The organism is Streptomyces sp. MBT65 (assembly GCF_016612545.1).
Lineage (GTDB): Bacteria > Actinomycetota > Actinomycetes > Streptomycetales > Streptomycetaceae > Streptomyces.
On record NZ_JAENRY010000371.1, the window covers coordinates 1 to 6,925 of the forward strand.

8 protein-coding genes are annotated in these 6,925 nt (G+C 69.2%); all 8 read right to left on the bottom strand.

Annotated features, from left to right (window positions below):
* Positions 1 to 326 (bottom strand): hypothetical protein (locus JHN63_RS44960; RefSeq protein WP_374223000.1); only part of this gene is annotated, 326 nt, incomplete at its 3' end.
* Between the two features lie 19 nt (positions 327 to 345).
* Positions 346 to 2,334 carry a hypothetical protein gene (locus JHN63_RS44965; protein WP_200690913.1) on the bottom strand — a complete coding sequence of 663 codons (1,989 nt, stop codon included), beginning with the start codon at positions 2,332 to 2,334 and terminating at the stop codon, positions 346 to 348.
* A 152-nt stretch (positions 2,335 to 2,486) separates the two neighbouring features.
* The gene (locus tag JHN63_RS44970) at positions 2,487 to 3,122 is read right to left on the bottom strand and encodes an OmpA family protein (RefSeq protein WP_200690914.1); all 636 of its coding nucleotides are present in this window, start codon (positions 3,120 to 3,122) and stop codon (positions 2,487 to 2,489) included.
* A 7-nt stretch (positions 3,123 to 3,129) separates the two neighbouring features.
* A complete protein-coding gene (locus tag JHN63_RS44975) occupies positions 3,130 to 3,711 on the bottom strand; it encodes a hypothetical protein (protein WP_200690915.1) in 582 nt (193 codons plus the stop codon).
* A gap of 34 nt (positions 3,712 to 3,745) precedes the next feature.
* Positions 3,746 to 4,351 (bottom strand): pilus assembly protein TadG-related protein, encoded by a 606-nt coding sequence (locus JHN63_RS44980; protein WP_200690916.1) that lies wholly within the window; start codon positions 4,349 to 4,351, stop codon positions 3,746 to 3,748.
* Complete coding sequence (locus tag JHN63_RS44985) at positions 4,351 to 4,548, bottom strand: Flp family type IVb pilin (RefSeq protein ID WP_200690917.1); 198 nt, start codon at positions 4,546 to 4,548, stop codon at positions 4,351 to 4,353. The genes JHN63_RS44980 and JHN63_RS44985 overlap by 1 nt, the downstream gene beginning before the upstream one ends.
* Before the next feature lie 211 nt (positions 4,549 to 4,759).
* Entirely contained in the window at positions 4,760 to 5,635 is an 876-nt protein-coding gene (locus tag JHN63_RS44990; protein WP_200690918.1) for a response regulator transcription factor, read from the bottom strand.
* Between the two features lie 78 nt (positions 5,636 to 5,713).
* On the bottom strand, positions 5,714 to 6,925 hold a 1,212-nt coding region (locus JHN63_RS44995), incomplete at its 5' end, for a sensor histidine kinase (RefSeq protein ID WP_234478651.1).

The following is a 6,925-nucleotide window of genomic DNA, read 5'->3' on the forward strand; positions in this document are numbered from 1 at the left end:
AGGAGGGGGACGAACTCGCCCTGGGAGGCCAGGGCGAGTTCGTCCCCCTCCTCCTCGATGGCCGCGTAGAGGTCGACACCGCCCAGGGAGACCCGGTCCACCACCTGGACCGCCAACTGGCCGTATCCGCCGACCGATTCGAGCCGTAGCGCCCCGTCGTCGAGTTGGACAAAGACGACGAGCGGCTGGGGGGCGAACCGGGAGATCGTCTCGTCCCGGTCGATGCGGCCCGGCACCAGGACGTCCGTGACGCGCCGTTGCCGCAGCACGTCCTCCGCGACGCTCCAGGGAGTCGGGCCCGAGGGGGACGGACGTGACGGCGGCACAGCTGCTCCTGTCATTCGGTCACTCGGCCTTCTTCGTGATCTGGATGGACGTGTCCAGGCCCTCGCCGGACTTCAGGACGGTCCAGAGGTCGCCGTTCTCGTGCAGGACGACGGTCACGCCCCTGCCACGGTAGATGAGGCCCTCCGCCTCGCCCTTCTTCAGCGTGCCCTTGCCGACGAGCTGGAACGTGCCGTTCTTGATGTTGTCCTCGATGTCCTGCACGAAGCGCGGGCCGTCCTCCTTGAGCTTCTTGTACTTGGTGCCCAGCGCGTCCTCGATCAGCTTCTTGTGGCGCAGGAAGTGGTCCTTGAACTTCTTGGGGTCGCCCTGCCGCACGGTCGGCTTCTTGGCCGCCTCGACCTCGTCCTTGGTCATGCGCCCGGCCGCCTCGTCGGCCTCGTCCGCCTGCTTGCGCGCCTCCTCGGCCTCCTTCTCGGCGTCCTCGTCGCAGCCGTCCTCGGCGAGGAGGACGTACGGGGAGGCGCCGGCGGCAAGGACGGTGGTGCCGGTGCCGGGAGAACCGGTCAGGGGGCCGGGGCCGTTGCCGTCGTACGGGATGCGGTGGCTCGGTGCGCCGATCGTGCAGCCGGTCTTCTCGGCCTTCCGCTCCGCTTCCTCGGCGGCGTCGTCGGCCTCCTTCGCGGCCTTCTCGGCGCCCGCCACGTCACCGGCCTTGGCGGCCTTCTTCGCGTCGTCGGCCGCCTTGGCCGCCTTCTCCGCGAGTTCGCCGAGCTTCCCCAGCTTGCCGATCTTGCCGAGGTCGCCGACCTTCTCGACGATCTTCGCGCCGTCGTAGCCAGGGATGAAGAGGGAACCGACGTTCCAGAGGACGTGGGTGACGGCCCTGGTCTTGTCGCCGTTGTTCCAGTCCTTGGCGACGTCGTCGCCGATGAACAGGTCGTAGAGGACCGTGCCACCCGTCTTCAGGGAGGCGCCGGTCCAGTCCCACAGGGCGCCGCCGTAGTCGCCGTCGGACCACTTCTTGCCGGCGTCCTTGGAGTTCTGCGACCAGTCGTCGCCGAGCTGCTTGCCGTAGTCGCCGATGCCCTTCAGGGTGTCGACGGGGTGGCGGACCATGTCGTAGATACCGGTGAGGTCGCCCCAGACGCCATCGACGAAGAGGCCTTGGCCGACCTGCTTCACCTGGTCGCCGGCGCAGCCGAAGAAGGCGCCTACGCCGGAGAAGCAGCCGTCGTCTTTGTCGTCGTTGGCGGGGGCGGGCTTCTGGTCGTCGGCGGTGGTGGTCGTGTTGGTGTCGTTGCTCCCGTCGCCGTTGCCGTTGCCGTTGCCGTTGCCATCGCTGTTGCCGTTGCCGTCGCCGTTTCCGTTGCCGTTGCCGTTTCCGGCAGTTACGTCCGTGTCGCCGTCGACCGAAGCCGGGCAGGCCATGCCGGTGACCTTGCAGACCTCCGACTGGATACCGCTGAAGATCTGCGTCCCGAGGCCGCTGACCAGCAGGGCCGCGATCAGCGCGGCGACGATGGCGATGAACCCGGCGTACTCGACCGCCGTCTGCCCCTCGTCCCGGCGCCAACGGATCAGCCGGGACAGGGAGAAGGGGCGGCGCTCGGCGCGTTCCAGTCCGGCGAGCCCGTACCAGTCACGGCTCTCCGGGCGGGTCAGGAAGAAGAGGATGACGATCGGAAGGAGGAGCTGGAGACCGCCGTGGGCGGATCCGGAGGCGAGGTTGACGACACCGCCGAGGATCAACCAGCCCTGTACGGCGACGAGTCCGAGCCTGACCCGGACCCCGCCCTCCCAGCTCCGCCGGGCCAGCCACGCGCCGAGGACACCGGGCGCGGCGCCGTACGCGACGAGGGCGACGACCTGTCCGTCGAGCACGTCGTACGACGCGGCGGTCATCAGCAGGCCCAGCCCGCCGACGACAGTGACCGCGAAGAGTGCGTACACCAGCACCAGTGCGGTGGCGAGCGGTGCGGGCAACTCCCTGCGCCCGCTCGAGCCACCGTGCCCGCCGACTGCTCCGGCTCCCCCGATCGAGGCCATGTCTCCCCCGTCCCCCGTCGTCGCTCACAACACCGCCTGAGCTTCCAGAGGTTAGGGAGAGGGCCGATGCCCGAGATGGGCCCGTGGACCCAAATCGGTACCCAAGTCCCGGGTGGGCCCCGCGGATTGAGCCGGCGGCGCGGACGCGCCGTTCAGCTCTCCGTGCGCGGGAACGTCACCTCGACCCTTCGGTTCTTCTTGCGGCCCGCCTCTGTCGAGTTGTCGGCGATCGGGTACTGCTCGCCGTAGCCGCGTACCTCGAAGGTGATGTTCGGGTTGTTCAAGTCCGAGTCCAGGACGGCCTGTACGGCGTCGGCACGCTGCTTGGACAGGATGTCGCCGTGGGCCGACGAGCCTAGGTTGTCGGTGAAGCCGAAGACGCGGACCGTGGTCGCGTTCTGCTTCTTGATCTCCTCGGCGATCGCGTCGATACGGGACTTCGACTCGGCGCTCAGCTTGGAACTGTCCTTGCTGAAGAGGACCTCGGCCTGGAGGGCGAAGGTGACGTCCGAGTTGGTGTCCTCACGGCGTTCCTCACCGCCCTGGTCCTCGACGACCGACTTGATGTCCAGGACCTTGGGGTCGGCGAGCGTCGCGCCTTCGGGGAGTTTCAGGTCCGGGTCGTTCGGGTCGACCTTCACCGGGGCGGTGGCCGAGGCCTCGGTGCCCGGCGGGACGCTCGGACTCGGGGTGTCGTCGGCGTGCGCCGCCACCGCGCCGACGATGTTCGCGGCGACCATGATCGTGGCGGCGGTCACGACCAGGGCGAGGCGGGGAGTGGTGGTCACGGCCGCCTCATCCGGAGATCTTGATCGTGGCGACGGAGAACGTCGGTAGTTCGAAGGAGACTTCGGTGGTGGTGGTCGGTGGGGCCGGGAACTGCATGAAGACGGCCAGGTCCGCGCCCGACTTGATGGTGGAGAAGCCTGTGGTCGTCAGCGGACGGCCGTCCGTGTCCCGCAGGACGTAGTAGCGCTTCTTGCCCGTCGAGTCCACGAGCGTGGCGCCGCCCAACGACCTGCCGTTCCTGATGATCTCGGTCTCGTTGCCGCTCAACGCGGAGGGGATCGCGATGGTGTTGGCACCGTCGTTCCTGAGACTGCCGTTCACCGTGACGAAGCCGCCGGAGTCCCGGGTGGCGGAGGTGATGTCCAGGACGAGGCCGTTCGAGCCCTTCAGTTCGGCCAGAGGCGCGTCCGACTGTCCCTCCTGAGCACTCGGACCGGATCCGCCGCTCTTGGAGGCCGACGCCGTGGTGTCCGGCTTCTTGTCGTCGCCGCCACCGCTCCCGCAGCCGGCCACACCGAGGGCCAGACCTGCCGCGACAGCCATCGCGACCGTCCCCCTGCGGGCCTTCGAAGTGAACCGAATGCTCATGACTCTGCTTCCTTCACCACTCGTCGTTCGCTTGTCAGTCGGCCAGATGGACGTCGAAGAGGTCCTCGGGTCCCGGTAGATCGGTGAGATGGAGCGGGTCCAGGTCCCACTCCTGACCGTCCTTGCAGGTGAGCTTCGGCAGCACATCGTCCCCGGCGTCCGCGCCGGGAGGGTCGAACGTGCAGAGCGACTCGATCACGGCGGTGGCATGAGCTTTCGAGTGCACGCTCTCCGTGCCGGGGACGATCGAGTCCCCGACGGGCTTGTCGCTCTCGACGCCGACCGTGTACTGCAAGGGGATCCCCGTCGGTGGCGGACAGCTGGTCACGTGGGCTTTGTTCTGCTCTGCGAGTTGAGCGGCCCGCCCACAGCCGTCGGTGAGGTCTGCCACGTTGCCGTTGAAGATGTCCTGCCACTTGGTCGGGTCGAGTACGTCCTCCACCCACCTGCCCGCAAGGTCGTCCCGGGTGTCCTGTGCCGCCGCCAGCGCAGCCGCGTCGGCGGCCGTCTGGGCGCCACCCCGATTCACCGCGGCCTGGCCGACCGCGACATACGCGAACGCGAGAAAGAGCAGACCTGCCACCACCGTGATGTAGATGGGGAAGGCCTGCCCTGCGTCGCCGTGCCTGCGGGGCCGCATCAGCCGCCGGTGACCTCGCCGATCTTCGCGGTGATCGCGTCGAAGATCGACTGACCGATGTCCGTACCCGTGATCGCCAACACGATCGCGACGACCACCGCGATGATGCCCAGGTACTCCACCGCGGTCTGGCCCTTGTCGCTGCGGGCGGCGCGAGTCTGAAGGTACGTCACGGTGGTGTTGATCCAGTTGCTCATGCTGTTCCCCTCCGAATGACGCGTTACCGGCTTCCTCGTCGCCGGTGCCGCTCTCGACATGAGAACGGTATGCCCGTTCCAGAGGTACGCCAGAGGGTCCCAGGGCCCAAAATCGGGCCCAATCGGAGCCCCGCCCTTCGCACTGGGCCCGCCCGTCGCCGAACCGGGGCCGTGGGCCCGGCAGTTGGGTCCCCCGTCGCCACGTCATCGGTCACCCCAACCCTCGGGCCGAACCCGGCGTCGTACCAAGCCACTTGGCCGCCGCCTCGGAGCGGCTGGTGCTGTGGAGCTTGGCGAAGATGCGGTTGATGTGGTTCTTGACGGTCTTCTCGGAGATGAAGCAGGTGGCGGCGATCTGCTGATTGGTCATGCCGGACGCGATGTGGTCCATGATCTCCGCCTCCCTCGCGCTCAGTTGGAACCGTGACCTGTCCGACGCCAACTGTCCCACATTCGGTTGCAGTTGCGAAAGACGTTTGGCAGAACTCAGTGATGGCTGGGCTATCGGAGGGTTCATCGCGTGTGCATTCGCACCTAGTTGAGACTCGTAGGAGCCCAGCCCCTCGGGCAGCGAACCGGCCGCCTGCTGCTGTCTGAGCTGCGCCAGCAGCGCGCCGGCCGCCGATGGCGTGAAATGGGCCCTGCCCTGCCGGATGTCCCTTACGGCGGCCACCAGTTCGTCCGCCGTGAACTCGCCGTGGACCAGATAACCGCCCGCTCCGCGCCGCAGCGCCTCCTGGACGATCTCCGACTCCCTGCTGTACGTCAGCATCACGACCGGTGCGATCCGCACCAGGTACGGGAGCGCCGAGATGCCGTCGACACCCGGCATGCGGACGTCCAGGAGGACCACGTCCGGGCGGTGCAGATGTGCCGCCTCGTAGGCCTCGCGGCCGTCCGCCGCCTCCGCCACGACCGTGATGTCCGCGCGTCCCGACAACAGGGCCGTGAGACCGGCCCGGACCACCGGGTTGTCGTCGGCCACCACGACCCGGAGCACCGAAGTCGGGGCGGGCGGCGGGAAGTCGGGGAACGGGTTCGGTGGCGGCTGCGGCGCGCCGGGGTGGGGCGTCGTGCGGTCCGGCATGGCTGCCTCCTCTCGGGTCATCGTCGTCGCGCTTGTCTTCGTACGTGTGCGTGGTGCGTGGTGGGTAGGGCGTGGGTGTTACGTCTGCGCCGTCGTCGCCGTCGTCAGGGCTTCCAGGGGCAGTTCGAGGCGGACCTCCGTGCCCGTGTCGTGGCCGCCCCGGCCGATGCGGATGCGGGCGCCGACGGACGCGGCCCGTTCGACCATGCCGACCAGGCCGAAGTGGCCCGCCCTGCGCAGTTGTTCCAGGGTGGTGCCGGCGGGCAGGCCGCGGCCGTCGTCGTAGACGCTGATGCGGAGGAGGTCGTCGTGGACCCCGGCCGCCACGTCGAGCTTGGTCGGGGTCGCGTGGCGATGGGCGTTCTCCATCGCCTCCGTCGCGATGGTGAGGAGCTGGCGGGCCACGGCGGGCGGGACCGGCGGCACACCGTGTTCGCCGGTCGGGCGGTACGTCGTGGGCAGGCCGGTCCTGGTGCTGAAGTCCCTTGTGCGGGCGGCCAGTTCCACGAGTACGTCCGTGCCCTCGGCCGGGTTGGACTCGCGCCGCAGGTCCGCCAGGAGTTCCCGGGACTCCGCTGCCGCCCTGCGCGCCGAGCGGGCCACCAGCTCCGCCTGCTGTCTGATCAGGGTCGGGTTCATGTGCTCCGCGCCCGCCGAACCGGCCAGGCCGTCCGCCGCGAGCGCCACACCGTGCAGGGTCTTCGCCACCGAGTCGTGCAACTCGCGTGCCAGCCGCGCCCGTTCGGCCGCCACCGCCTCGGTCACGGCGAGCCGGGCCTGGACCGTCGTCAACGCGGTCGTGGCCTCGCCGAAGCGGAGCATCAGTTTGCGCAGGGTCACTCCCACCGCGCCGGCGATCACGCACAGGCCGGGGAGCAGGAAGGTCTGCGCCATGACCTTGTGTTCGTGCGCCGCGGCGGTCTGCGCCAGCAGCAGGATCAGCGCCTGGAGGCTCGCGAACGCGGCGGCGCCGCGCCAGCCGTAGACGATGCCGGCGAGGAGGGGGGTGCAGACGCTGACGTACGCGAGTGTGCTGGTGGGCCCCGCCGAGATCAGGAGGAGGGCGGCGAAGAGGGTGTCCAGGGCCAGGAGGGAGGGGTGGCGCAGGAGGGCTGGGCCGAAGCGTTCCCAGTCCCTGAACAGGACGTAGGAGGCCATGAAGGTGACCACTACCGCCGCGCCCACCAGGCGGGTCGCCAGGCCGGGGGTGGCGTTGAGGAGGGCGGAGGGGGCGGCGAGGGCGATCATCGCGAGGCGGAAGCCGAAGACCTGCCTGCACATGGCCTGCAG